A 21,794-nucleotide genomic window follows, 5' to 3' on the forward strand; every position below is an offset into this window, starting at 1 on the left:
GACGAATTCTGGCTATCATAGGCGTGCTGGCCGGTCCTGAGAGCCCGCAGTTCAGCTTTTTTGCACGCATGCTTTTCGAACACTCGGTTTTGCACGCCCGATCTGTACGTCCGGGCAGACACGCCTGAAGCCACACCGCATGTGGCGCAGGTGAATGAGCTTTTCCCAACAACAAACACAGTTAGTGGAGAGATCACCTTGGTAGAGTACGTAGTTTCCCTCGATAAGCTCGGCGTCCATGATGTAGAGCACGTGGGGGGCAAAAACTCGTCCCTCGGCGAGATGATCAGCAACCTCGCAGGTGCTGGTGTTTCGGTGCCCGGCGGCTTCGCGACTACCGCCCAGGCTTACCGTGACTTTCTCGAGCTCAGCGGCCTGAACGAGCAGATCCATGCGGCGCTGGACGCCCTTGACGTCGATGATGTCAACGCGTTGGCCCGCACCGGTGCGCAGATTCGTCAGTGGATCATGGAGGCCGAGTTCCCCGAGCAGCTCAACGCCCAGATCCGTACTGCGTTTGCCGAGCTCTCTGCCGGTAATCCGAACCTGGCCGTGGCCGTGCGTTCCTCCGCAACGGCCGAAGACTTGCCGGATGCCTCGTTCGCCGGCCAGCAGGAGACCTTCCTGAACATCCGCGGCGTCGAGAACGTGATCCGTGCCGCCAAGGAAGTCTTCGCTTCACTGTTCAACGACCGTGCGATTTCCTACCGCGTACACCAGGGCTTCGACCACAAGCTGGTCGCGCTGTCTGCGGGTGTGCAGCGCATGGTGCGCTCCGAAACCGGTACGGCCGGTGTCATGTTCACCCTCGACACCGAGTCCGGTTTCCGCGATGTGGTGTTCATCACCGGTGCCTACGGTCTGGGCGAGACGGTCGTGCAGGGCGCCGTCAACCCCGACGAATTCTACGTGCACAAGGACACGCTGGCGGCTGGTCGCCCGGCGATCCTGCGTCGCAATCTGGGCAGCAAGGCGATCAAGATGATTTACGGCGAAGAAGCCAAGGCCGGTCGTTCGGTCAAGGTGATCGACGTCGAGCCTGCCGATCGTGCACGTTTCTGTCTGAGCGATGCCGAAGTGTCCGAACTGGCCAAACAGGCGATGATCATCGAGAAGCACTACAAGTGCCCGATGGACATCGAGTGGGCCAAGGACGGTGACGACGGCAAGCTGTACATCGTCCAGGCACGTCCGGAAACGGTGAAGAGCCGTGCGTCGGCCAACGTCATGGAACGCTATCTGCTCAAGGAGACCGGCAAGGTGCTGGTCGAAGGCCGTGCCATCGGTCAGCGCATCGGCGCGGGCAAGGTGCGTATCATCAAGGACGTGTCCGAGATGGACAAGGTCCAGCCCGGTGACGTGCTGGTGTCGGACATGACCGACCCGGACTGGGAACCGGTGATGAAGCGCGCCAGCGCAATCGTCACCAACCGTGGCGGTCGTACCTGCCACGCCGCGATCATCGCCCGTGAGCTGGGCATCCCGGCAGTGGTCGGCTGCGGCAACGCCACGCATACCCTTCAGGATGGCCAGGGTGTCACGGTTTCCTGTGCAGAGGGCGACACCGGTTATATCTTCGAAGGCGAGCTGGGCTTCGACATCAAGACCAACTCGGTCGATGCCATGCCTGATCTGCCGTTCAAGATCATGATGAACGTCGGCAACCCGGACCGTGCCTTTGATTTCGCCCAGTTGCCCAATGCCGGTGTCGGCCTGGCGCGTCTGGAGTTCATCATCAACCGCATGATCGGCGTGCACCCCAAGGCGCTGCTCAACTATTCGGTGCTGCCACCGGAAATCAAGGAAAGCGTCGACAAGCGCATCGCCGGTTACGACGATCCGGTCGGTTTCTATGTCGACAAGCTGGTCGAGGGCATCAGCACTCTGGCCGCCGCGTTCACGCCGAAAAAAGTCATCGTGCGCCTCTCGGACTTCAAGTCCAACGAGTACGCGAACCTGATCGGCGGCAAGCTCTACGAGCCCGAAGAAGAAAACCCGATGCTGGGCTTCCGCGGTGCGTCGCGCTATATCAGCGAGAACTTCCGTGACTGCTTCGAGCTGGAGTGCCGTGCGCTCAAGCGTGTGCGCGAGGAGATGGGCCTGACCAACGTCGAGATCATGGTGCCGTTCGTCCGCACCCTGGGCGAGGCGAGCCAGGTCATCGATCTGCTGGCCGCCAACGGCCTGAAGCGTGGCGAAAACGGCCTGCGCATCATCATGATGTGCGAGCTGCCGTCCAATGCGATTCTGGCGGAAGAGTTCCTCGAGTACTTCGACGGCTTCTCCATCGGCTCCAACGACCTGACCCAGCTGACGCTCGGTCTCGACCGTGACTCCGGTGTGATCGCTCACCTGTTCGACGAGCGTAACCCGGCGGTCAAGAAGCTGCTGTCCAACGCCATTCAGGCGTGCAACAAGGCCGGCAAGTACATCGGCATCTGCGGGCAGGGGCCTTCCGATCACCCGGATCTGGCGCGCTGGCTGATGGATCAGGGCATCGAGAGTGTCTCGCTCAACCCCGATTCGGTACTGGAGACCTGGTTCTTCCTCGCCGAGGCACAGGCGCCTGTCTGACAGGCGGCGGCTCGCCTGAGGCGCATTCCTCGCAACACCGGGCTGCCGTGTGACGCGAACGCGGCCTGAGCCGTCATGTGGTTCAGGTGTTTGAATGAGGCGGTTTCTTCGGAAGCCGCCTTTTTTATGGCGCACCGCGAGACCCCGGAGCGCGTGGTTTCATCCCGTCTGTCAAACCAGATAAAGAGTGATATGCAGAGCAGCAGCCAGCTTTTTCCCGTGGCCTTGATCAGCGCCGAGCGTCGTGGCGATCTGGTCGAGGACGTCTACCGTCTCAAACCTGCCAACAGTCCCGACGCCAGTGTCGAACTCGCGGTAACCCGGCTGGGGCGGGCCGATCAGCCCGACGTGCGTGGCACTCCGGTCATCCTGCTGCATGGCAGCTTTTCCAACCGGCGTTTCTGGTATTCGCCCAAGGGCATCGGTCTGGGCGCGTATCTGGCGCGTGCCGGTTATGACGTGTGGATTCCTGAAATGCGCGGCCATGGCCTGTCGGCTCGCAACCTGAGTTACCGCAGCAATTGCGTGGCGGACTACGCGCGTTTCGATTTGCCAGCCATTGCCGCGTTCATCGTCGAGCAAAGTGGCCAGATACCGCACTGGATCGGCCATTCGCTGGGCGGCACGAGCCTGGCGGCAGCCTTGGGCGGTCAGTACCTGGGGGCTGATACTGCGGCGTCCGTGGCGCTGTTCGGCAGCCAGGTCAGCCGCACCTACTGGCCGCTGAAAGTCCCGCCCCTGCAATGGTCTGCGAAGTGGCTGCTGAGGTCCTTCGAGCATATCTCCGGACCGCGTTTCAAGCGCGGGCCGGAAGACGAGCCGATTGGCCTGGTTCTGGAAAGCATGCGTTGGCACGGGTTGTTCGGGCGTTTCGGTGAGCGTGACAACAACTGGTGGGCAGGGTTGAGCGCGGTTCAGGTGCCGCTTCTGGCTGTCGCTGCGGCGGGCGACCATCAGGATCCGGTGTGGGCTTGCCGTGAGCTGTTCGAGCAGATCGGCAGCGCGCACAGGCAGTTTCTCTGCCTGAGCCGTGAACACGGCTTCAGCGAGGATTTCGACCATGTGCAGATGCTGGTCAGCAAGGCCGCGCAGCAGCAGGTCTGGCCGCGGGTGATCGAGTGGCTGGGCGAGCGGTCCGTTCCTGAACAGGTTGCAGAGTTTCAGGTCGCGGTGGGCAGTTAGCCGTTAAAGTCGCTATGGTTACCGTCAGCCGGTCGTGTCTATTTCAATGTCTGTATCAAGCGCGACCTCATAGCCGATGACAGGAGTTGCCCCCATGCATTACCTCACCCCCGATCTGTGTGACGCCTATCCGGACCTGATTCAGGTCGTGGAGCCGATGTTCAGCAATTTTGGCGGCCGCGATTCGTTTGGTGGCCAGATCGTCACGCTGAAATGTTTCGAGGACAACTCCAAGGTCAGGGAGCAAGTCGAGCTCGACGGCAAGGGCAAGGTGCTGGTCGTCGACGGCGGCGGTTCGCTGCGTTGCGCGCTGCTGGGTGACATGCTGGCAGACAAGGCTGCAAAGAACGGCTGGGAAGGCATGTTGATCTACGGCTGCATCCGCGACGTGGATGTCATCGCCCAGACCGACCTGGGTGTCCAGGCGCTCGCCAGTCATCCGAAGAAAACCGAGAGGCGCGGCATAGGCGAGCTGAATGTGCCGGTGACCTTTGGCGGCGTGACGTTCCGCCCGGGTGAGTACCTGTACGCCGACAACAATGGCGTCATCATTTCCCCATCAACCCTGACCATGCCGGAATAAGCGAAGTATCCATGTTCGATGAAGCAAACGCGCAGTGGGGGCTGGTTCATGCCCTCGTTTTGGACGGTAAGGGTGGGGCGCGTTTCATCGCTCGAACCGAATTGCAGGACCTTGCGTTGCAGCCAGAGGAAAGCCTCTGGCTGCATTGGGACCGCAGCCACCCGCAGACACATGCATGGCTGCGTACCGGCAGCGGTCTGAGCGAGTTTGCCTGCGACCTGTTGCTGGAAGAGAACACCCGGCCGCGCTTGCTGCCGTTGCCGGAGCAGGAACTGCTGCTGTTTCTGCGCGGTGTGAATCTGAATCCCGGTGCCGAGCCGGAAGACATGGTCTCGGTGCGTATCTTCGCCGCCGCGCAGCGGGTGATCTCGCTGCGCCTGCGTCCGCTGCGTGCCACCGAGGAACTGATTGAGCTACTGGGGCAGGGCAAAGGCCCGAAGGGCGCCTCGGAGCTGATCCTGCACCTGGCGCAGCACCTCACTGACAAGGTTCAGGATCTGGTGGGTGAACTGACCGAAATGGTCGATGAAGAGGAAGAAAAGAACGACGCCGACGAACGGTACAATCCCGAGCATGGCAAGCTGCTGCACATCCGTCGACGCGCTGCCGGCCTGCGTCGGTTCCTTGGGCCGCAGCGAGATATTTATGGTCAGCTTTCACGCATCAAGCTGTCCTGGTTTGCCCATGACGACGCTGATTACTGGAATGAGCTGAACAACAGCCTGACCCGTTATCTGGAAGAGCTCGAGCTGACCCGCGAGCGGGTGGGGCTGCTGCTGGAGTCCGAGGACCGGCGCCTGCGCGAGCACATGAACCGCACCATGTACCGCTTCGGGATCATTACCTGTATCTTTCTGCCGATGAGTTTTCTCACCGGTCTGCTGGGTATCAACGTTGGCGGCATTCCGGGTTCGGCCAGTTCGTACGGCTTTCTGGTGGCCTGTCTGCTGATCGTCGCACTGGGCGCAGGGCAGTGGTGGCTGTTCCGCCGTTTGCGTTGGGTATAGGGCGAGCCTGGATGGTTATTTGGCGAGCCTGTGTGACTTGTTGTTTTCGCGTCGCGTCTTTGAATGACATTACGTGAGGTGCCTGATGCACGATCCGTTTGAAGAATCTTTACGCGACATGCTCAATTCTTCATCCTCCAGCCGGGATGATGATGCATGTCTGGGACGCGTCCTGAAGACCGCCAATCGCCAGGTCGGCGCTGGTGTGTTGTTCGGGCTGCTGGGCCGCTGGTCAGAGGCGCTTATGATTGCCGTGAACAACGGCTCGGCCCACGTCTCTCCCGTTTCTCGTCGCACCACGAGTGGTGCGCGTTCTATCGATAAGGCTGATTGAGCATGGAATTGAATCTCTGGACCCAGAGCCTTCTTGCTGCAATGACTGCATTGTGGACCAAAGTCGCAAACTTCATTCCCAACCTGTTCGGCGCCCTGGTTGTGGTGCTGCTCGGTTTTGTCGTCGCCAAGCTGCTCGACGCACTGCTCTCCAAATTGCTGGCCAAGCTGGGCCTTGATCGTCTGGTCGGCGGTACCGGCCTGACCAAGATTATCGGCCGCGCTGGCGTCAAGGTGCCGGTCTCCACGCTGATCGGCAAGGTCGTCTACTGGTTCGTTCTGCTTATATTTCTCGTATCGGCCGCTGAATCATTGGGCCTGCAGAGGGTCTCAGCCACGCTGGACATGCTGGCGCTGTATTTGCCCAAGGTATTTGGTGCCGCGCTGGTTCTACTGGTCGGAGTGCTGCTGGCGCAACTGGTCAATGGCCTGGTGCGCGGCGCTGCTGAAGGCGTAGGGATCGATTACTCTGCCGGCCTGGGGCGAATTGCCCAGGGGCTGGTCATCATCATCAGTATTTCGGTTGCCATCAGCCAGCTCGAGGTCAAAACCGACCTGCTGAACCACGTTATCGTGATTGCGCTGATTACCGTTGGTCTGACAGTGGCGCTTGCCTTGGGCCTCGGCAGTCGCGAAATTGCCGGGCAGATCATTGCCGGAATCTACGTCCGTGAACTGTTTCAGGTCGGGCAGCAGGTCCAGATAGGGGATACAGAAGGGCAGATCGAGGAAATCGGTACGGTCAAGACAACGCTACTGACAGACGAGGGGGAGCTGGTGTCGTTTTCCAATCGCATCCTGCTCGAGCAGAGAGTAAGCAGCCGTTAAGCGGTTAACCTGCTAATGTATGCCGCCAGGTTGCCGATACAGGCCATGGCGGACATTGACCTGACTGTCGGCAAGATTTGTTTTGAATAAACCTCAACCGTTTTCGACGCGCTATGATCCACACGAGCTCTCAGACGAGGAGCTGGTTGCGCGCGCCCACGTTGAGCTGTTCAATGTGACGCGGGCCTACGAAGAATTGATGCGCCGTTACCAGAGAACACTTTTTAACGTCTGTGCACGTTATCTGGGGAACGATCGCGACGCTGACGATGTCTGTCAGGAGGTGATGCTTAAAGTGTTGTATGGGTTGAAAAATTTTGAAGGTAAATCTAAATTTAAAACCTGGCTGTACAGCATCACCTACAATGAATGCATCACGCAGTACAGGAAGGAACGGCGTAAGCGTCGCTTGATGGACGCGCTGAGTCTGGATCCACTTGAGGAAGCGTCGGAAGAAAAGGCGCCCAAACCTGAAGAACGGGGCGGACTTGATCGCTGGCTTGTGTATGTGAACCCGATCGATCGGGAGATTCTGGTCCTGCGGTTTGTTGCAGAACTTGAATTCCAGGAAATCGCTGACATCATGCACATGGGCTTGAGCGCAACGAAAATGCGTTACAAGCGGGCTTTAGATAAATTACGAGAGAAATTTGCGGGAATCGCCGAAACTTAATACGGTGCAAATATCTCTAACAAACTGGCAAGGTCTGGTAGACTTGCCGCTGAGTTGTCCCCCTGTGTGGGACTGCTTAATAATCATCAGATGGGGATTTAACGGATGAAACTGAAAAACACCTTGGGCTTGGCCATTGGTACTATTGTTGCCGCAACTTCGTTCGGCGCGCTGGCTCAAGGCCAAGGCGCGGTCGAAATCGAAGGCTTCGCCAAGAAAGAGTACTACGACAGCGATCGTAACTTCAAAAACGACGGCAACCTGTTCGGCGGCTCCGTTGGCTACTTCCTGACTGACGATGTTGAGCTGCGTCTGGGCTACGACGAAGTCCACAACGTTCGTAGCGACAGCGGCAAGAACATCAAGGGCGCAGACACTGCTCTGGACGCTCTGTACCACTTCAACAACCCAGGCGACATGCTGCGTCCATACGTATCTGCCGGCTTCTCTGACCAGAGCATCGGTCAAGACGCTCGCCGTGGCCGTGACGGTTCCACCTTCGCCAACATCGGCGGCGGCGCCAAGCTGTACTTCACTGACAACTTCTATGCCCGTGCAGGCGTTGAAGCTCAGTACAACATCGACCAAGGCAACACCGAGTGGGCGCCAAGCGTCGGTATCGGTGTAAACTTCGGCGGCGGCAGCAAGAAAGTTGAAGCGGCTCCAGCTCCAGTAGCTGAAGTGTGCTCCGACAGCGACAACGACGGCGTGTGCGACAACGTCGACAAGTGCCCGGACACCCCAGCCAACGTTACCGTTGACGCTGATGGCTGCCCAGCAGTTGCCGAAGTGGTTCGTGTTGAGCTGGACGTGAAGTTCGACTTCGACAAATCCGTAGTCAAGCCTAGCAGCTACGGCGACATCAAGAACCTCGCTGACTTCATGCAGCAGTACCCACAGACCACCACCACTGTTGAAGGTCACACTGACTCCGTCGGTCCTGACGCTTACAACCAAAAACTGTCCGAGCGTCGTGCAAACGCCGTTAAACAGGTTCTGGTTAACCAGTACGGTGTTGGCGCTAGCCGCGTAAACTCGGTTGGTTACGGCGAAACCAAGCCAGTTGCTGACAACGCAACTGAAGCAGGTCGCGCAGTTAACCGTCGCGTAGAAGCAGAAGTAGAAGCTCAAGCTAAGTAATTAGCCGCTTGTACTGAAAAGCCCGGCTCAGGCCGGGCTTTTCTTTGCCTGCGATTTGGCAGGGTGCTTGTTCAGACGGGCCTGGTGTCAGCTGGCATTCAGCTGCGCGTGGCCCATCAGGCTTTGATTCAGCAGCTCATTGCTGTAAGCCGCAACCGCGCCGATCACCAGAATGGCGGGGCTCTTCAGCTGGAAAGCGGCTGCGTCCTGTTGCATGGCATTCAGGGTGCTACGGCATTCGCGCTGCCATGGCAGCGAAGCGTTCTCGATCATCGCCACCGGCATCTCGCCACTCATTCCGCCTGCCAGCAGGCTCTCGCGAATTTCCGCCAGTTTCGCCACGCCCATGTAAACCACCAGGGTGGTTCCGCCTTGCGCGAGCGCTTGCCAGTTGAGCGTGCTGTCATCCTGAGTGTGGGCGGTGACCAGTGTCACGCCACGGCTTATACCGCGCAGGGTCAGCGAAATGCCGCACTGTGTTGCACCGGCAAGACCCGCTGTAATGCCGTTGACCAGCTCCACGGCGACACCGCGCTCCTGTAGCCATTGAGCCTCTTCACCACCACGTCCGAAGATGCACGGATCGCCGCCTTTGAGGCGGACCACGCATTTGCCCTGACGTACGTAGCGCAGCATCAGGCGATGGATAAACGCTTGCGGCGTCGAGCGGCAACCGCCGCGCTTGCCGACCGCGATCACCCGCGCCCCCGGACAATGCTCCAGCACTGCGGGGTTGACCAGATCGTCGATCAGCACCACGTCGGCTTCATGCAAGGCGCGTACTGCCTTGAGGGTCAGCAATTCCGGGTCGCCGGGGCCCGCGCCTACCAGCCATACTTTTGCGCTCATGCCGCATTCCTCATTCTGTAACCGCCACGGTATGGATCAGTCTTCTTATTTCCGGCACGCAGGAGCCGCACTGAGTGCCGCAGCCCAACTGTGTCTTGAGTTGATTCAGGTCCAGCCCACGCTCGATAGCGCTCATGACTGCGTTCTGGCTGACATTCATGCAGTTGCACAAGGTCTTGTCGCGAGTCTGTGTCGAGTCTTTGCCCGGTTCGCTGCTCAACGGTGCCAACAGCCAGCGTCGCAACGAAGCCTCAACGCGTTCTTCCAGCCACAACGTCTGCAACCAATGCCGGGCAAGTGTTTCGCCGGCCAGGCGAATCGCGGTAATACGATCATCGTCAATCCGTACCCGCTTGCCGATCGAGCGTTTGGGGTCGTCATACGCCATGACCGGTCCCTCATCCAGGCCCAGTACACGATCAATCTGCTGCAGCAGCGCTGAATCGGGTGCTTCTGCGCTGGCGGCGCGTATTACCAGAGCCGGTCGCCCGCGTCCGGCAAGGCCCATGCTCAGGTAAGTGAAGGTGTCACACAAGGCGCGCAGCGTTTCCATCCGTTGCTGCACGTTGCCCTCGACCAGCGCAAAGAACTGCCAAGGCAGGTGGGCTTTTTCGATCCTGACGCCGGCGTGCTTGAGTTCCGGTTGTTTCGAGATCGGATCGAAGGCCGGCTGGGTGAGAACGTTGACACCCCCCTTGAGGAACCTGTCGCCCCAATGCATCGGCACAAAGGCCTGGCCGACTGCAACGCTGTCCTCACTGCTGACCGGCAACAGCAGCTCGCCGCGCCGGCTGATCAGTTTGACCAGATCGCCGGGCTGCAGGTCATGGCTGAGCATGTCCTGCGGATTGATGCTCAACACAGCTTCGCTGACATGCCCGAACAAGCGCGCAGCGGTGCCGGTGCGGCTCATGCCGTGCCATTGATCACGCAGCCTGCCGGTATTGAGCGTCAGTGGGTAGTCGGCATCGCGCAATTCCCTGGCGGCGATGTAAGGCTCGGACAGAAACTGCGCGCGGCCTGAATCGGTGGGAAAGATACCCTCGCTGTACAGGCGCTGTGTGCCGCTGCTGGCGCCACGCGGGAAGGGCCATTGCTGCGGGCCCTGCTGGTCGATGAGCTCGCGGTCGATCCCGGACATGTCCAGATCGCGCCCGACTGTCAGGCCCTTGAACTCATCGAACAAGGCTTTGGGTGTCGCGAAATCGAACAGCGCGGGGGCGTCGGGTTGCAGGCGTTGTTGCAGGCGCTGGGCGAAATCCACCGTGATTGCCCAGTCGGAGCGCGCTTCGCCGGGCGCCTGGATGGCCTTGCGCACGTTGGAGATGCGCCGTTCGGAGTTGGTCACCGTGCCTTCTTTCTCGCCCCAGCTGGCAGCAGGCAGCAACAGATCGGCGTAACGCGCAGTTTCGGTGGTTTTGAACGCTTCCTGGAGTACCACGAACGGGCAGGTTTCCAGCGCTTGCCTGATGCGGTTCTGGTCGGGCAGTGACTGTGCCGGGTTGGTGCAGGCAATCCACAGGGCTTTGATTGTCCCGTTTTGCAATTGCTCGAACAGTTCGATGGCGGAAAGGCCGGGGCTGGCGGGCAGACTGTCGACGCCCCAGTAATCTGCAACCTCCTGACGATGCTGAGGATTTGCCGCGTCGCGATGGCCAGGCAACAGGTTGGACAGGCTGCCGGTTTCGCGTCCGCCCATGGCGTTGGGCTGGCCGGTGAGTGAGAAGGGACCTGCGCCGGGTTTGCCAATCTGGCCGGTCGCCAGGTGCAGGTTGATCAGCGCGCTGTTTTTCGCACTGCCGGCCGTAGACTGATTCAGCCCCATGCACCACAGCGACAGAAAAGCCGGCGCTTCGCCCACCCAACGGGCGCAGGTGTGCAGCTGTTCCAGAGTAATGCCGCAGAGGGCGGCCACGTGCTCAGGCGGGTAATCATGGACCAGCGTGGCCAGTTCCTCATAGCCCTGCGTGTGCGCGGCAATGAACGCCGGGTCGATCAGGCGTTCGTTCATCAGTATATGAAGGATGCCGTGAAACAGCGCGACGTCCGTGCCGGGCTGAATCGCCAGGTGCAGGTCGGCCAGCTCGCAGGTGTCGGTGCGCCGTGGGTCGATGACGATGAGTTTCATCTGCGGACGATGGTTTTTTGCTTCTTCCAGACGACGAAACAGAATCGGGTGCGCGTACGCCATGTTACTGCCGACGATCATCACGCAGTCGCTCAGTTCGATATCTTCGTAGCTGCAGGGCGGTGCATCGGCACCCAGGCTGCGCTTATAGCCAGCCACGGCGGAGGACATGCACAGCCGTGAGTTGCTGTCGATATTGTTGGTGCCGATCAGGGCGCGCGCCAGCTTGTTGAACGCGTAGTAGTCTTCGGTCAGCAACTGGCCGGAAATGTAGAAGGCAACGCTGTCCGGGCCGTGTTCGCGAATGGTCTCGGCAAACACATTGGCCGCGTGTTCCAGTGCGGTATCCCAATGGGTGACGCTGCGCGCCAGGCCTTTGCTCAGGCGCAGTTCCGGGTACAGCGCGCGGGCTTCGATGTCGCCGGTCAGGTGCAGGCTCGAACCTTTGCTGCACAGCTTGCCGAAGTTGGCCGGGTGCTTCGGGTCGCCGCTGACGCCGAGAATATGCTCGCCGTCATGTTCGATCAGTACGCCGCAGCCCACGCCGCAATAGCAGCAGGTCGATGCCGTGATCCGAGGGGTGTGAAGGGCAAGGCTGTTCATGCGCAGGCCGCCTGCGCAGCAGCGGGTTTGCCGAACATCAGATGATCGCGTATGGCGTCGATTCCCTGGCCATCACGGATCTGCTGCAAGTACCAGTTGCCGTCGGCGGTGTCGCCGTACAGGCAGGCGCCGACCAGTACGTCGTTCTTGATCACCAGCTTCTTGTAGACGCCGCCAATGGGATCGGAAAGGGTGATGCTTTCAGTGCCTTCACCGCCGAGGAAATCCCCGGCGGAAAACAGGTCGATGCCGGTGACTTTAAGCTTGGTCGAGGTGACCGAACCCGGATAACGCGCGAAGCCCAGTTGCGCAAGGTGATTGGCGCAGACCCGCGCCTGCTCGAACAGCGGCGCCACCAGCCCATAGGCAATGCCGCGGTGGCTGACGCATTCGCCAATCGCGTAGATGCGCGGGTCGTAGGTCTGCAAGGTGTCATTGACCAGAATGCCGCGGTTACAGGGCAGGCCGGCTTGCTCGGCCAATTCGGTATTGGGCCGTATGCCTGCGGCCATGACCACCAGATCGGCATCGATCCTGTCGCCGTTGTTGAATTGCACCTCGGTTACGCGGCCCTGATCATCGCCGAGCAGGGCGTTGGTCTGTTCGTCGAGGCGAAAGCTCAGGCCGCGCTTTTCCAGTGCCGCTTGCAGCATCCGCCCGCTGGTCTTGTCCAGTTGGCGCTCCAACAGCGTCTGGCCGTTATGAATTACCGTGACTTGCATGCCGCGCAGGCTCAAGCCATTGGCCGCTTCCAGTCCGAGCAAGCCGCCGCCGATGACGACTGCGCGTTTGTGCGTGACGGCGGTGTCGATCATCTGCCGCGTGTGGCTGATGTCGCGATAACCGATGACGCCGTTCAGCGTGTTGCCGGGGATCGGCAGTATGAACGGCCGCGAACCGGTGGCAATCAGCAGCCGATCATAGTGGGCCTGGGTGCCGTCATCGGCGATCACCAGGCGTTTGATGCGATCGATCTTCACCACGCGGCGGTTGAGCAACAACTCGATTCCATTGCGTTGGTACCAGTCGAGATCGTTGAGCACGATGTCTTCGAAATTCTGTTCGCCAGCCAGCACCGGCGACAGCAGGATGCGATTGTAATTGGGGTGTGGCTCGGCGCCGAAGACCGTGATGTGGTAAAGGTCTTCGCTCAGTTTCAGCAACTCTTCGAGTGTGCGCACGCCGGCCATGCCGTTGCCGATCATCACCAGTTTGAGTTTGGTCATCTTGCCTCCGAGTCACTGCAGCGCGTGCTCGACACGTTTCGCGCAAACAAAAAAAGGCGTCCCGTCAGTGGCCTGACGAGGACGCCTTTGTCCGGTCCCGTTCTCTCGGGAGACGCAGCCTTCATCGTTGAGGGCTGCGTGTTATGAATTATCTGCAAGAGACCATGCAGTGCTTGTGCCAACTCGCATCTGCCGGCCTGCGCGGTGTGCAGTCGATAACCCAGGCCTTTTCTGCACTGCGCTGAGGCGCGTTGCACAGAAGCGGGGCGCAAGGGCTCAGTGGCGGCCCAGCAACCCGATCACCAGCACCAGATTGAACAGCAGGGAGAGCAGCGCCAGTGTTCGCCAGACTTTCAGTGGTTCGCGTTCCAGCAGCGGACGCGGTTTTGTCACCAACGGACGATGCTCGGCTTGCTCCAGTTCCAGCAACCACTGTTCAGCGGTTTCGTAGCGCTGGTTCGGGTCGGCGTGCAGTGCCTTGTCCAGGCTTTGGCTCAGCCACTGCGGCAGATCCGGCCGATAACGGCTGGCAGGTATCGGTGCGCCGAAGCGACGGTGCTGAAAGGCTTCGATCTCGCCGTAAGGGTATTGCCCTGTCAGCAGGTAATACAAAGTGACGCCTGCCGCGTAGAGGTCCTGCTGCGGATGCGGTTCGGCACCGTTGAAGGCCTCCGGTGCTATATAGCTCGGTGTGCCGGGCAGGTCTTCGGTGTTGACCGCCGAAAGGCCCGGGCAGAACGCCAGGCCAAAATCCAGCAGGCGCAACTCGCCGTCGTCGGCCAGCAGCAGGTTTTCCGGTTTGATATCGCGATGGATGATGTTGCGTCGATGCAGCAGGCCCGTGGCCCGTAGCAGCCGGGTGGCGAGGTCCTGCCACTGGGCCAGCGGCAACGGCCCGTTGTCAGTGAAGCGCTCGGCCAGTGTGTGCCCGGGATACTCGCGCATCACGTAATACAGATGCTGGCGGTCTGTCAGCGGGTGTATCTCGGGAAAGAAGCGCCCGGCGACCCGGCGCAGAAACCACTCCTCCAGCAGCAGCCCCTGACCGGCGCCAGTTTCGTCATGGCGACTGGCCGGCAGGGTTTTCAACAGCCAGGGTTGCTCATGGATATCGGTGACCCGATATACGATGGACTGGCGCGATTGCGCCACGACGTTGCCGACTTTCCAGCCCTCGAATGCCTGATCGGCCTTGAGCGCGGGTGGCAGCGGCCATTGTTGCAACTGCAGCAACGCGTCCCCCAGATCATCCTCGCCGAGCGTGTCGACCTGAATCAGCAGGGCGCTGGCATTGTCCTGACTGCCGGCCAGGTGCGCCGCGCTGACCAGGGTTTTCACCGCCGCGTCGAGGTCGTGCTGTTCGCCCAGAATCGAGCGAATGCTCGCATCGCCCAGCGTCGCCCAGACCCCGTCGCTGACCAGCAGCAGGCGCTCGCCTTCACACAGTTCGCCGTCCAGGTAATCCATGACCACGTACTGATCCAGGCCCAGCGCACGCTTGAGTACATGCTGCATGTCGGCCTGTTCCCAGACGTGATCTTCACTGATGCGTTTGAGCGTCCCGGTTTGCCAGCGATAAACCCGGCAGTCGCCGACATGGGCGAGGGTGAAGCGCCGACCGCGCAGTACCAGAGCGCTGAGGGTGGTCAACAGGCCGTTGGCCAGCAGCCAGCGATTCTGCGCCAGCAGCAGGCGATCAAGGGACTGCGCCACGCCCCAGGTTTCCGGCGTGGCGTAATAGTCGAGGGCCAGCGCCTGGAGGGTGGACTGCGCGGCCAGTGCGCCGTCGGCACACTGGCTGACGCCGTCGGCAAGGGCGAACAGATAGCCTTTGCTGGCCGCCAGCGCCGGGACTGGCGTGACCAGGCGCACGGCGTCCTGATTCTCCGCTCGCGGTCCGCTGGCGCTGAATTGCGCGAACTGCAGTTGCAGGGTCATCGGCGCTTCAGACCCGAGCCGCCGTGACTGCGGCCGAACCCCAGGTGGTTCTCCAGCGACGCTTGACGTTCAGCAGGCCGAACCAGGCCAGTACCGCCAGGCCGGCGAACAGCCACAGGCCCAACTGGTAGTCGCCGGTGTTCTGTTTGATGGCGCCCAGGCCGGCGGCCAGCAGGAAACCACCGATGCCACCCGCCATGCCGATCAGGCCGGTCATGACCCCGATTTCCTTGCGGAAGCGCTGCGGTACCAGCTGGAATACCGCGCCGTTGCCGGCCCCCAGGCCCAGCATGGCGGCCACGAACAGCGCCAGTGCTGCCCACGAACTTGGCAGGTTGAAGCCCACGGCGGCGATGCCGATGGCGGCAACCGCATACATCACGGTCAGCGTGCGAATCCCGCCGAAACGGTCGGCCAGCGCGCCACCCAGCGGACGCATCAGGCTGCCGCCGAAGACGCAGGCAGCGGTGTAGTAACCGGCAGTGATCGGGCTCAAACCGTATTGGTCGTTGAAATAGCCGGGCAGGGCGCTGGCCAGGCCAATGAAACCACCGAACGTCACGCTGTAGAAAAACATGAACCACCAGCTGTCACGATCACCCAGCGCATTGAGGTAGTCCGCCATGGATTTGGGTTTGCTGCGTTGCGGGGCGTTGCGTGCCATCAGGGTGAAGGCGATCAGGGTCAGGACCAGCGGGATCAGTGCCAGACCGAAGACGTTGCTCCAACCGAAACTGGCGGCCAGCACCGGCGCGATCAGCGCGGCCAGTACAGTGCCGGAATTGCCCGCACCGGCGATGCCCATGGCCTTGCCCTGATGCTGCGCTGGATACCATTGCGACGCCAGGGGCAGCGCGACGGCGAACGAAGCACCGGCCATACCGAGGAACACACCCAGCACCAGCACCTGGCCGTAGGTGTGAATGCCCAGTTGCCAGGCAGCCAGCAGCGCGCCGATGACGATCACTTGGCCGATGATTCCGGCGGTCTTGGGCGACAGCTGGTCGGCCAGCAGGCCCATGAAGAAGCGCAGCACCGCACCCGCCAGAATCGGTGTGGCGACCATCAGGCCACGTTGCTGAGTGGTCAGCTGCAGGTCAGTGGCAATCTGCACCGCCAGCGGACCAAGCAGGTACCAGACCATGAAACTCAGGTCGAAATAGAGAAAGGCCGCGAACAGGGTCGGTTTGTGGCCTGCCTTCCAGAAGCTTGTATCCATGTGCACACCTCATCATCTGCTAGTTAGTCAGTCGGGCCATGACCACGACACGGGTTATTCAGACGCTGTGGTGGAGTGTTCCGAATGACGGCGACTCCACCGGCCCCTGCGCCGGGGCCAAAACGCAAAAAACGTCGCCTCTCTGTCCACTGGCGTGGAAAGGGATGAGCGACGTCTTTGTCGTAAAAGGTGATAGCCGCCGTTGGCTACCGGTGCGATTGCTTTAGCAATAGACGGGCCAAGGGCCGTGCAAGCGCGCCGGCCGCACGTTGCAGGCAGGTTGCAGGGTCTTTAGCGGCTGGGTGGTGAGTTGATGTATGACCTTGAACCGGGCGTCGGCCAGCAGACGCGCTGCAAAAAAGGGCATGGCGGCGAAAAGCCAGATAAACATTTGCGCAGTCCGTATCAAGCAACAGGCACGGGCATGTTAATAAAATCAGGATTGGTTCATTAACATTGGAGTTATTTAATATTATTTAATGTGCCATCAGTTTTAGGCGTAAGTACTGTCATTGTGATGCTGTTTCAATGCGTCTCTATGACGGCCTTAATATATATGAATTAATACGCGGCCCGTCGCGGTTGTACGATAACAGCGCCTTAAATATTTAATTTACTTTGTGGAGTATCTCTGAGAGCATCGCTTCTGTCGCAACGTGTGACGCTTGATCAACAGAAAGTGTTTTCACTTTTCAATCCGGTAATCTGTAGTTGCAGTTTGCCAGTCAATTTCGATAAAGGCTTACTGTGTAAGAAGTTATCGGCTACTCGCTCTTTTCTCGGTTTCCGGTTGTCCCCGACACCTGAATGCCCGACACACTCTGCACCTCGGCATTGCACCCGTGCCTGCCGTGTTGTCTTCCTATACGCGCTGCTTGTACAGGCGCCTGCAAAGGACATCATCATCATGAGTAACATCAATTACGTCCCTACCGTCTGGTCCCGTGCCGATGCTTTGAAGGTCAATGAAAATGACCCGACCACCACGCAGCCGCTGGTAAAACCGGACTTCCCGGTCATGAGTGATAAGGTCTTCATCTGGGACACCATGCCGTTGCGCGAGCTTGACGGCACGGTGGTCTCAGTCAACGGCTGGTCGGTCATCGTCACGCTGACAGCTGATCGCCACCCCGACGACCCGCAGTATCTCGGCGCCAACGGCCGCTACGACATCAAGCGCGACTGGGAAGATCGTCACGGGCGGGCGCGCATGTGCTACTGGTATTCGCGTACCGGCAAGAACTGGATCTTCGGTGGCCGGGTCATGGCCGAAGGCGTGTCGCCCACCACCCGCGAGTGGGCGGGCACACCGGTACTGTTGAATGACAAGGGTGATATCGATCTGTACTACACCTGCGTGACACCGGGGGCGACGATTGCCAAAGTACGCGGCCGTATCGTGACCTCCGATCAGGGCGTGGAGTTGAAAGACTTTACCCAGGTCAAGAAACTGTTCGAGGCCGATGGCACTTATTATCAAACCGAAGCGCAGAACTCGACATGGAACTTCCGCGACCCGAGTCCGTTTATTGATCCCAATGATGGCAAGTTGTATATGGTCTTTGAAGGTAATGTTGCCGGCGAACGCGGTACGCATACCGTTGGTGCTGCAGAACTTGGCCCGGTGCCAACCGGCCATGAAGAAGTTGGGGGTGCGCGTTTTCAAGTGGGCTGTATCGGTCTGGCGGTTGCTAAAGATCTCAGCGGTGAAGAATGGGAAATATTACCGCCACTGGTGACTGCGGTGGGTGTCAATGATCAGACCGAACGTCCGCATTATGTCTTTCAGGACGGTAAGTATTATTTGTTCACCATTAGTCACAAGTTTACGTATGCCGACGGTGTGACCGGGCCGGATGGCGTTTACGGTTTTGTGGGCGAGCATTTGTTCGGGCCTTACCGGCCGATGAACGCATCCGGACTGGTGCTGGGCAATCCGCCTGCACAGCCTTTCCAGACGTACTCCCACTGCGTGATGCCGAACGGTCTGGTGACATCGTTCATCGACAGCGTGCCCACCAGCGGCGATGACTACCGTATCGGCGGCACCGAGGCGCCGACGGTCAGGATCCTGTTGAAGGGCGACCGCTCGTTCGTGCAGGAAGAGTATGACTACGGCTATGTGCCGGCGATGAAGGATGTGCAACTGAGCTGACAGGCTGCGCCCCTGTAACCTGTGAAGAACGCCTGTACGGACAGGCGTTCTTCCTGGCTTCAGCCCAGCAGTTCGCTCATCGCGATAATCTGCTCGGCCACCTGAATCAGCTTCTGCTGGCGGCTCATCGCCTGACGCCGCATCAGCGTGTAAGCGTCTTCTTCGTTGCAATCCTTCATCTTCATCAGCAGCCCCTTGGCCAGTTCGATGCGCTTGCGCTCGGCCAGTTGCTGATCGCGTGCATGCAGTTGCGCGCGCAGCGCCTGATCGCTTTCAAAGCGCGCCATCGCCACATCCAGAATCGGTTGCAGCCGTTGCGCCTGGATACCCTCGACGATATAAGCGCTGACTCCGGACTTGATCGCCTGGCGCATCACGCCCGGATCGTGCTCGTCGGTGAACATCACGATGGGCCGTGGCTGGTCGCGGCTGACCAGCACCACTTGCTCCATCACGTCGCGACCAGGTGATTCAGTGTCGATCAGGATGACGTCCGGGCGCACGGCTTCAACGCGCGCGGGCAGGTCGATGATCAGTCCGGATTCGTCGATCACGTCGAAACCGGCCTCTATCAAGGCTGACCTGAGGCGGCCGACCTTTTTGGCGGTGTCATTGATAAGCAGGATACGCAGCATGGTTACGTTCTCCGTCAACGACTGGCCACAGCGGGCACGTCGTCGGCCAGCGAGTGGAGCTTGAAGCTACGCGCGTAGCCCGCCGGATCGCTGCCGTCCCAGACCCTGCCATCGATCAGCTGGCTGCTGCGCAAGGTTGCGGCGGGTACGTCGATGCCCAGTGCACTGGCTGCCTGACGGTACAGGTCGAGTTGCTGAACGCGGCTGGCCACCGCCAGGTAGTCCGGGTCTTCGCGCAACAGGCCCCAGCGTCGGAACTGGGTCATGAACCACATGCCGTCGGACAGCCAGGGGTAGTTGACCTGTCCCTGGGCATGGAAGCTGACCGCGTGAGGGTCTTGCCAGTGATTGCCGAGACCGTCGCTGTACTGGCCGAGCAAACGCGGCTCTATGCAGTCCACTGAGGTGTCCAGGTAATCGGCACCGCTTAGGAGTTGTGCGGTGCTGCGCCGGTTATGATCGTTTTCCTCGATGAAGCGGCTCGCTTCCAGTACGGCCATGATCAGCGCTCTGGCGGTGTTGGGGTTCTGCTCGACAAACTCTCGGGTACAGCCGAGCACCTTGCCCGGGTGATCCGGCCAGATCGACTGGCTGGTCGCCATGGTGAAGCCCAGTTGCTGCTGTACGGCGCTGGCGCCCCAGGGTTCGCCGACGCAGAAACCGTCGATGCGCCCGGCCTGCAGGTGTTGCGCCATTTGCGTGGGCGGCACCACGACACTGGTCACATCATCGAGCGGATGAATGCCCTGACTGGCCAGCCAGTAGTAGAGCCACATGGCATGGTTGCCGGTGGGAAAGGTCTGCGCGAAGGTCAGCTTTGAGCCGCTTTGGTGCGCGTGCTTGTCCAGTGCTTCAGGAGTGATCACGCCGGCCTGCTGCAACTCGCGGGACAGGTTGATGCACTGGCCGTTCTGGTTGAGTCCCATGAGGATGGCCATGTCGGTCGCCGGGCCACCGCTGATGCCCAGTTCCACCGCGTAGATCAGGCCGTACAGGCTGTGTGCCGCCTGCAACCGCCCGCTGACCAGTCTGTCGCGCAGCCCGGCCCAGGAAGTCTGACGCTCGAGGTTCAGGCTCAGGCCGTAAGGCTGGGCGAAACCCTGAGTGGCCGCGACCACCAGCGGGGCACAGTCGGTCAATGCCATGAAGCCCACGTCCAGGCTGTTCATTTCCGGGGCGTCGCTACCGGCCACCCAGTCCAGCGCATTACCGGTTCGTTCGTTCATCGCGCGTGCTTCATCAAAGGTCCGTCCAGAAAAAAGGCGTCGTCCGACCCGATGCCGAGTCGCTCTTCGTTATATACAAGTCTGTTTTTGATTCTGGCCGGAGGCGGTAGGAGCGAACTTGTTCGCGAAAGGGCCGGTACAATCGCTGAAAATCTATCGTCTGAAACACGGTCTTCGCGAACAAGTTCGCTCCTACGCCCTTCTGGCAGAAGCGTGAAAAACCCTGTAATTCGGGCTTTCCAGGGCTGTATATAACGCTGAGTGCCAGTGCAAGGGGCTGAAGCGACGCCGTTGTCCATGCACCGCTCCGCCGTTGGAGTGAGTGCCGATAGCGGTTTCAAGCAAGGCATATGCCATCGCCGGGGGAGGGCGAGCAACAAGTTTGTCGCGCGCCTCGCCTGACAGGCCCGCACACGTCTATAATCGCCACCCTGAATTCAGCTGCTCACGAGCCCATCCCGCCATGTATAACCTGGCCCGCCAGTTACTGTTCAAACTTTCCCCGGAAACCTCTCATGACCTGTCGCTGGATCTGATCGGTGCAGGCGGACGGCTGGGCCTCAACGGCCTGCTGAGCAAGTCCCCGGCGAAGTTGCCTGTCAGTGTGATGGGCCTTGAGTTTCCCAACCCCGTGGGGCTGGCAGCCGGCCTGGACAAGAATGGTGCGGCCATCGATGGCTTCGCGCAACTGGGCTTCGGTTTCGTCGAGATCGGCACGGTGACGCCACGTCCGCAGCCGGGCAATCCCAAGCCGCGTATTTTCCGCCTGCCCAACGCCGAGGCGATCATCAATCGCATGGGCTTCAACAATCTGGGTGTCGACAACCTGGTGTCCCGTGTCGAAGCGGCAAAGTATCGCGGCGTTCTGGGCATCAATATCGGCAAGAACTTCGACACGCCGGTCGAGCGCGCGGTCGACGATTACCTGATCTGCCTGGACAAGGTCTATGCCCATGCCAGCTACGTCACGGTCAACGTCAGTTCGCCCAACACGCCGGGGCTGCGCAGCCTGCAGTTCGGCGATTCGCTCAAGCAACTGCTCCAGGCCCTGAGCCTGCGCCAGCAGGAACTGACGCAACGGCATGGCAGGCGTGTGCCGCTGGCGATCAAGATTGCCCCGGACATGACCGACGAAGAGACCGTGCTGGTGGCCGCAGCCCTGATCGAGTCCGGTATGGACGCAGTCATTGCTACCAACACCACGCTGAGCCGCCAAGGCGTCGAAGGCCTTCCGCATGCTGATCAGGCGGGCGGTTTATCGGGCGCGCCGGTTCGGGAAAAAAGCACGCACATCGTCAAGGTTCTGGCCGGTGAGCTCGCGGGTCGTCTGCCGATCATCGCCGCCGGGGGGATCACCGAAGGCCGGCATGCCGCTGAGAAGATCGCTGCGGGTGCCAGTCTGGTGCAGATCTATTCGGGGTTCATCTACAAGGGCCCTGCGCTGATTCGCGAGTCAGTGGATGCCATTGCGGCAATGCCTCGCGCTGCACGCTGA

At 60.3% G+C, this 21,794-nt stretch carries 18 protein-coding genes and 1 pseudogene; 10 read left to right on the top strand and 9 right to left on the bottom strand.

Annotated elements, in window-relative coordinates; genetic code table 11:
- Window positions 1-51: 51 nt before the first annotated feature.
- Window positions 52-252, bottom strand: coding sequence for a hypothetical protein (locus KUIN1_RS28620; RefSeq protein ID WP_373686963.1), 201 nt, complete (start codon window positions 250-252; stop codon window positions 52-54).
- Between KUIN1_RS28620 and ppsA the strand changes: the two genes are divergently transcribed.
- From ppsA to KUIN1_RS10985, 8 genes are all read left to right on the top strand, one after another.
- Window positions 199-2,574, top strand: a complete 2,376-nt coding sequence (ppsA, locus tag KUIN1_RS10950; RefSeq protein WP_003406749.1) for a phosphoenolpyruvate synthase — start codon at window positions 199-201, stop codon at window positions 2,572-2,574. The genes KUIN1_RS28620 and ppsA overlap by 54 nt on opposite strands.
- Window positions 2,575-2,766: 192 nt before the next feature.
- Window positions 2,767-3,756, top strand: coding sequence for an alpha/beta fold hydrolase (locus tag KUIN1_RS10955; RefSeq protein WP_116886880.1), 990 nt, complete (start codon window positions 2,767-2,769; stop codon window positions 3,754-3,756).
- A gap of 94 nt (window positions 3,757-3,850) precedes the next feature.
- Window positions 3,851-4,339: a ribonuclease E activity regulator RraA gene (gene rraA / locus KUIN1_RS10960; RefSeq protein ID WP_152091981.1), complete on the top strand. Its 489-nt coding sequence runs from the start codon at window positions 3,851-3,853 to the stop codon at window positions 4,337-4,339.
- 11 nt (window positions 4,340-4,350) lie between these two features.
- Window positions 4,351-5,346: a zinc transporter ZntB gene (locus tag KUIN1_RS10965; RefSeq protein ID WP_011267432.1), complete on the top strand. Its 996-nt coding sequence runs from the start codon at window positions 4,351-4,353 to the stop codon at window positions 5,344-5,346.
- Window positions 5,347-5,431: 85 nt separating this feature from the next.
- The gene (locus KUIN1_RS10970) at window positions 5,432-5,680 is read left to right on the top strand and encodes a crfX protein (RefSeq protein WP_003406745.1); all 249 of its coding nucleotides are present in this window, start codon (window positions 5,432-5,434) and stop codon (window positions 5,678-5,680) included.
- Between the two features lie 2 nt (window positions 5,681-5,682).
- Entirely contained in the window at window positions 5,683-6,507 is an 825-nt protein-coding gene (locus tag KUIN1_RS10975) for a mechanosensitive ion channel family protein (RefSeq protein WP_003315687.1), read from the top strand.
- 82 nt (window positions 6,508-6,589) lie between these two features.
- The gene (sigX, locus tag KUIN1_RS10980; protein ID WP_003406744.1) at window positions 6,590-7,180 is read left to right on the top strand and encodes an RNA polymerase sigma factor SigX; all 591 of its coding nucleotides are present in this window, start codon (window positions 6,590-6,592) and stop codon (window positions 7,178-7,180) included.
- Window positions 7,181-7,285: 105 nt separating this feature from the next.
- Entirely contained in the window at window positions 7,286-8,320 is a 1,035-nt protein-coding gene (locus tag KUIN1_RS10985) for an OmpA family protein (protein ID WP_003406743.1), read from the top strand.
- A gap of 87 nt (window positions 8,321-8,407) precedes the next feature.
- On the opposite strand, the gene cobA is transcribed toward KUIN1_RS10985, so the two are convergent.
- The 6 genes and pseudogenes from cobA to KUIN1_RS27470 all read right to left on the bottom strand — a co-directional run bounded on the left by cobA (window position 8,408) and on the right by KUIN1_RS27470 (window position 16,674).
- Window positions 8,408-9,169 (bottom strand): uroporphyrinogen-III C-methyltransferase, encoded by a 762-nt coding sequence (gene cobA / locus KUIN1_RS10990; protein WP_024640697.1) that lies wholly within the window; start codon window positions 9,167-9,169, stop codon window positions 8,408-8,410.
- 10 nt (window positions 9,170-9,179) lie between these two features.
- The gene (locus tag KUIN1_RS10995) at window positions 9,180-11,900 is read right to left on the bottom strand and encodes a nitrate reductase (protein WP_152091982.1); all 2,721 of its coding nucleotides are present in this window, start codon (window positions 11,898-11,900) and stop codon (window positions 9,180-9,182) included.
- A gap of 19 nt (window positions 11,901-11,919) precedes the next feature.
- Window positions 11,920-13,126, bottom strand: a pseudogene (locus KUIN1_RS11000) (NAD(P)/FAD-dependent oxidoreductase); the annotation flags it as partial.
- Window positions 13,127-13,402: 276 nt separating this feature from the next.
- Entirely contained in the window at window positions 13,403-15,064 is a 1,662-nt protein-coding gene (locus KUIN1_RS11005; RefSeq protein ID WP_024640694.1) for a bifunctional protein-serine/threonine kinase/phosphatase, read from the bottom strand.
- A gap of 7 nt (window positions 15,065-15,071) precedes the next feature.
- Window positions 15,072-16,283 carry a nitrate/nitrite transporter gene (locus KUIN1_RS11010; RefSeq protein WP_152091983.1) on the bottom strand — a complete coding sequence of 404 codons (1,212 nt, stop codon included), beginning with the start codon at window positions 16,281-16,283 and terminating at the stop codon, window positions 15,072-15,074.
- Between the two features lie 223 nt (window positions 16,284-16,506).
- Window positions 16,507-16,674 (bottom strand): hypothetical protein, encoded by a 168-nt coding sequence (locus tag KUIN1_RS27470; RefSeq protein ID WP_003406736.1) that lies wholly within the window; start codon window positions 16,672-16,674, stop codon window positions 16,507-16,509.
- Between the two features lie 516 nt (window positions 16,675-17,190).
- Between KUIN1_RS27470 and KUIN1_RS11015 the strand changes: the two genes are divergently transcribed.
- The gene (locus KUIN1_RS11015; RefSeq protein WP_060406150.1) at window positions 17,191-18,438 is read left to right on the top strand and encodes a glycoside hydrolase family 68 protein; all 1,248 of its coding nucleotides are present in this window, start codon (window positions 17,191-17,193) and stop codon (window positions 18,436-18,438) included.
- Window positions 18,439-18,497: 59 nt separating this feature from the next.
- On the opposite strand, the gene KUIN1_RS11020 is transcribed toward KUIN1_RS11015, so the two are convergent.
- Both KUIN1_RS11020 and KUIN1_RS11025 read right to left on the bottom strand, forming a co-directional pair.
- Window positions 18,498-19,073, bottom strand: coding sequence for an ANTAR domain-containing response regulator (locus KUIN1_RS11020; protein WP_003406734.1), 576 nt, complete (start codon window positions 19,071-19,073; stop codon window positions 18,498-18,500).
- A gap of 14 nt (window positions 19,074-19,087) precedes the next feature.
- Complete coding sequence (locus tag KUIN1_RS11025) at window positions 19,088-20,299, bottom strand: CmpA/NrtA family ABC transporter substrate-binding protein (protein ID WP_024640692.1); 1,212 nt, start codon at window positions 20,297-20,299, stop codon at window positions 19,088-19,090.
- Between the two features lie 463 nt (window positions 20,300-20,762).
- Here KUIN1_RS11025 and KUIN1_RS11035 point away from each other — a divergent pair, with 463 nt between their 5' ends.
- Window positions 20,763-21,794 (top strand): quinone-dependent dihydroorotate dehydrogenase, encoded by a 1,032-nt coding sequence (locus tag KUIN1_RS11035; protein ID WP_003346110.1) that lies wholly within the window; start codon window positions 20,763-20,765, stop codon window positions 21,792-21,794.

This window comes from Pseudomonas sp. KUIN-1, from assembly GCF_009176725.1.
Lineage (GTDB): Bacteria > Pseudomonadota > Gammaproteobacteria > Pseudomonadales > Pseudomonadaceae > Aquipseudomonas > Aquipseudomonas fragariae.

What these genes read in the sequence shown, in the direction of transcription:
- KUIN1_RS10955 (WP_116886880.1), top strand. Translation starts at nt 2,767, where the DNA reads ATGCAGAGCAGCAGCCAGCTTTTTCCCGTGGCCTTGATCAGCGCCGAG.
- rraA (WP_152091981.1), top strand. Translation starts at nt 3,851, where the DNA reads ATGCATTACCTCACCCCCGATCTGTGTGACGCCTATCCGGACCTGATT.
- KUIN1_RS10965 (WP_011267432.1), top strand. Translation starts at nt 4,351, where the DNA reads ATGTTCGATGAAGCAAACGCGCAGTGGGGGCTGGTTCATGCCCTCGTT.
- KUIN1_RS10970 (WP_003406745.1), top strand. Translation starts at nt 5,432, where the DNA reads ATGCACGATCCGTTTGAAGAATCTTTACGCGACATGCTCAATTCTTCA.
- KUIN1_RS10975 (WP_003315687.1), top strand. Translation starts at nt 5,683, where the DNA reads ATGGAATTGAATCTCTGGACCCAGAGCCTTCTTGCTGCAATGACTGCA.
- KUIN1_RS10985 (WP_003406743.1), top strand. Translation starts at nt 7,286, where the DNA reads ATGAAACTGAAAAACACCTTGGGCTTGGCCATTGGTACTATTGTTGCC.
- cobA (WP_024640697.1), bottom strand. Translation starts at nt 9,169, where the DNA reads ATGAGCGCAAAAGTATGGCTGGTAGGCGCGGGCCCCGGCGACCCGGAA.
- KUIN1_RS10995 (WP_152091982.1), bottom strand. Translation starts at nt 11,900, where the DNA reads ATGAACAGCCTTGCCCTTCACACCCCTCGGATCACGGCATCGACCTGC.
- KUIN1_RS11005 (WP_024640694.1), bottom strand. Translation starts at nt 15,064, where the DNA reads ATGACCCTGCAACTGCAGTTCGCGCAATTCAGCGCCAGCGGACCGCGA.
- KUIN1_RS11010 (WP_152091983.1), bottom strand. Translation starts at nt 16,283, where the DNA reads ATGGATACAAGCTTCTGGAAGGCAGGCCACAAACCGACCCTGTTCGCG.
- KUIN1_RS27470 (WP_003406736.1), bottom strand. Translation starts at nt 16,674, where the DNA reads ATGTTTATCTGGCTTTTCGCCGCCATGCCCTTTTTTGCAGCGCGTCTG.
- KUIN1_RS11015 (WP_060406150.1), top strand. Translation starts at nt 17,191, where the DNA reads ATGAGTAACATCAATTACGTCCCTACCGTCTGGTCCCGTGCCGATGCT.
- KUIN1_RS11020 (WP_003406734.1), bottom strand. Translation starts at nt 19,073, where the DNA reads ATGCTGCGTATCCTGCTTATCAATGACACCGCCAAAAAGGTCGGCCGC.
- KUIN1_RS11025 (WP_024640692.1), bottom strand. Translation starts at nt 20,299, where the DNA reads ATGAACGAACGAACCGGTAATGCGCTGGACTGGGTGGCCGGTAGCGAC.
- KUIN1_RS11035 (WP_003346110.1), top strand. Translation starts at nt 20,763, where the DNA reads ATGTATAACCTGGCCCGCCAGTTACTGTTCAAACTTTCCCCGGAAACC.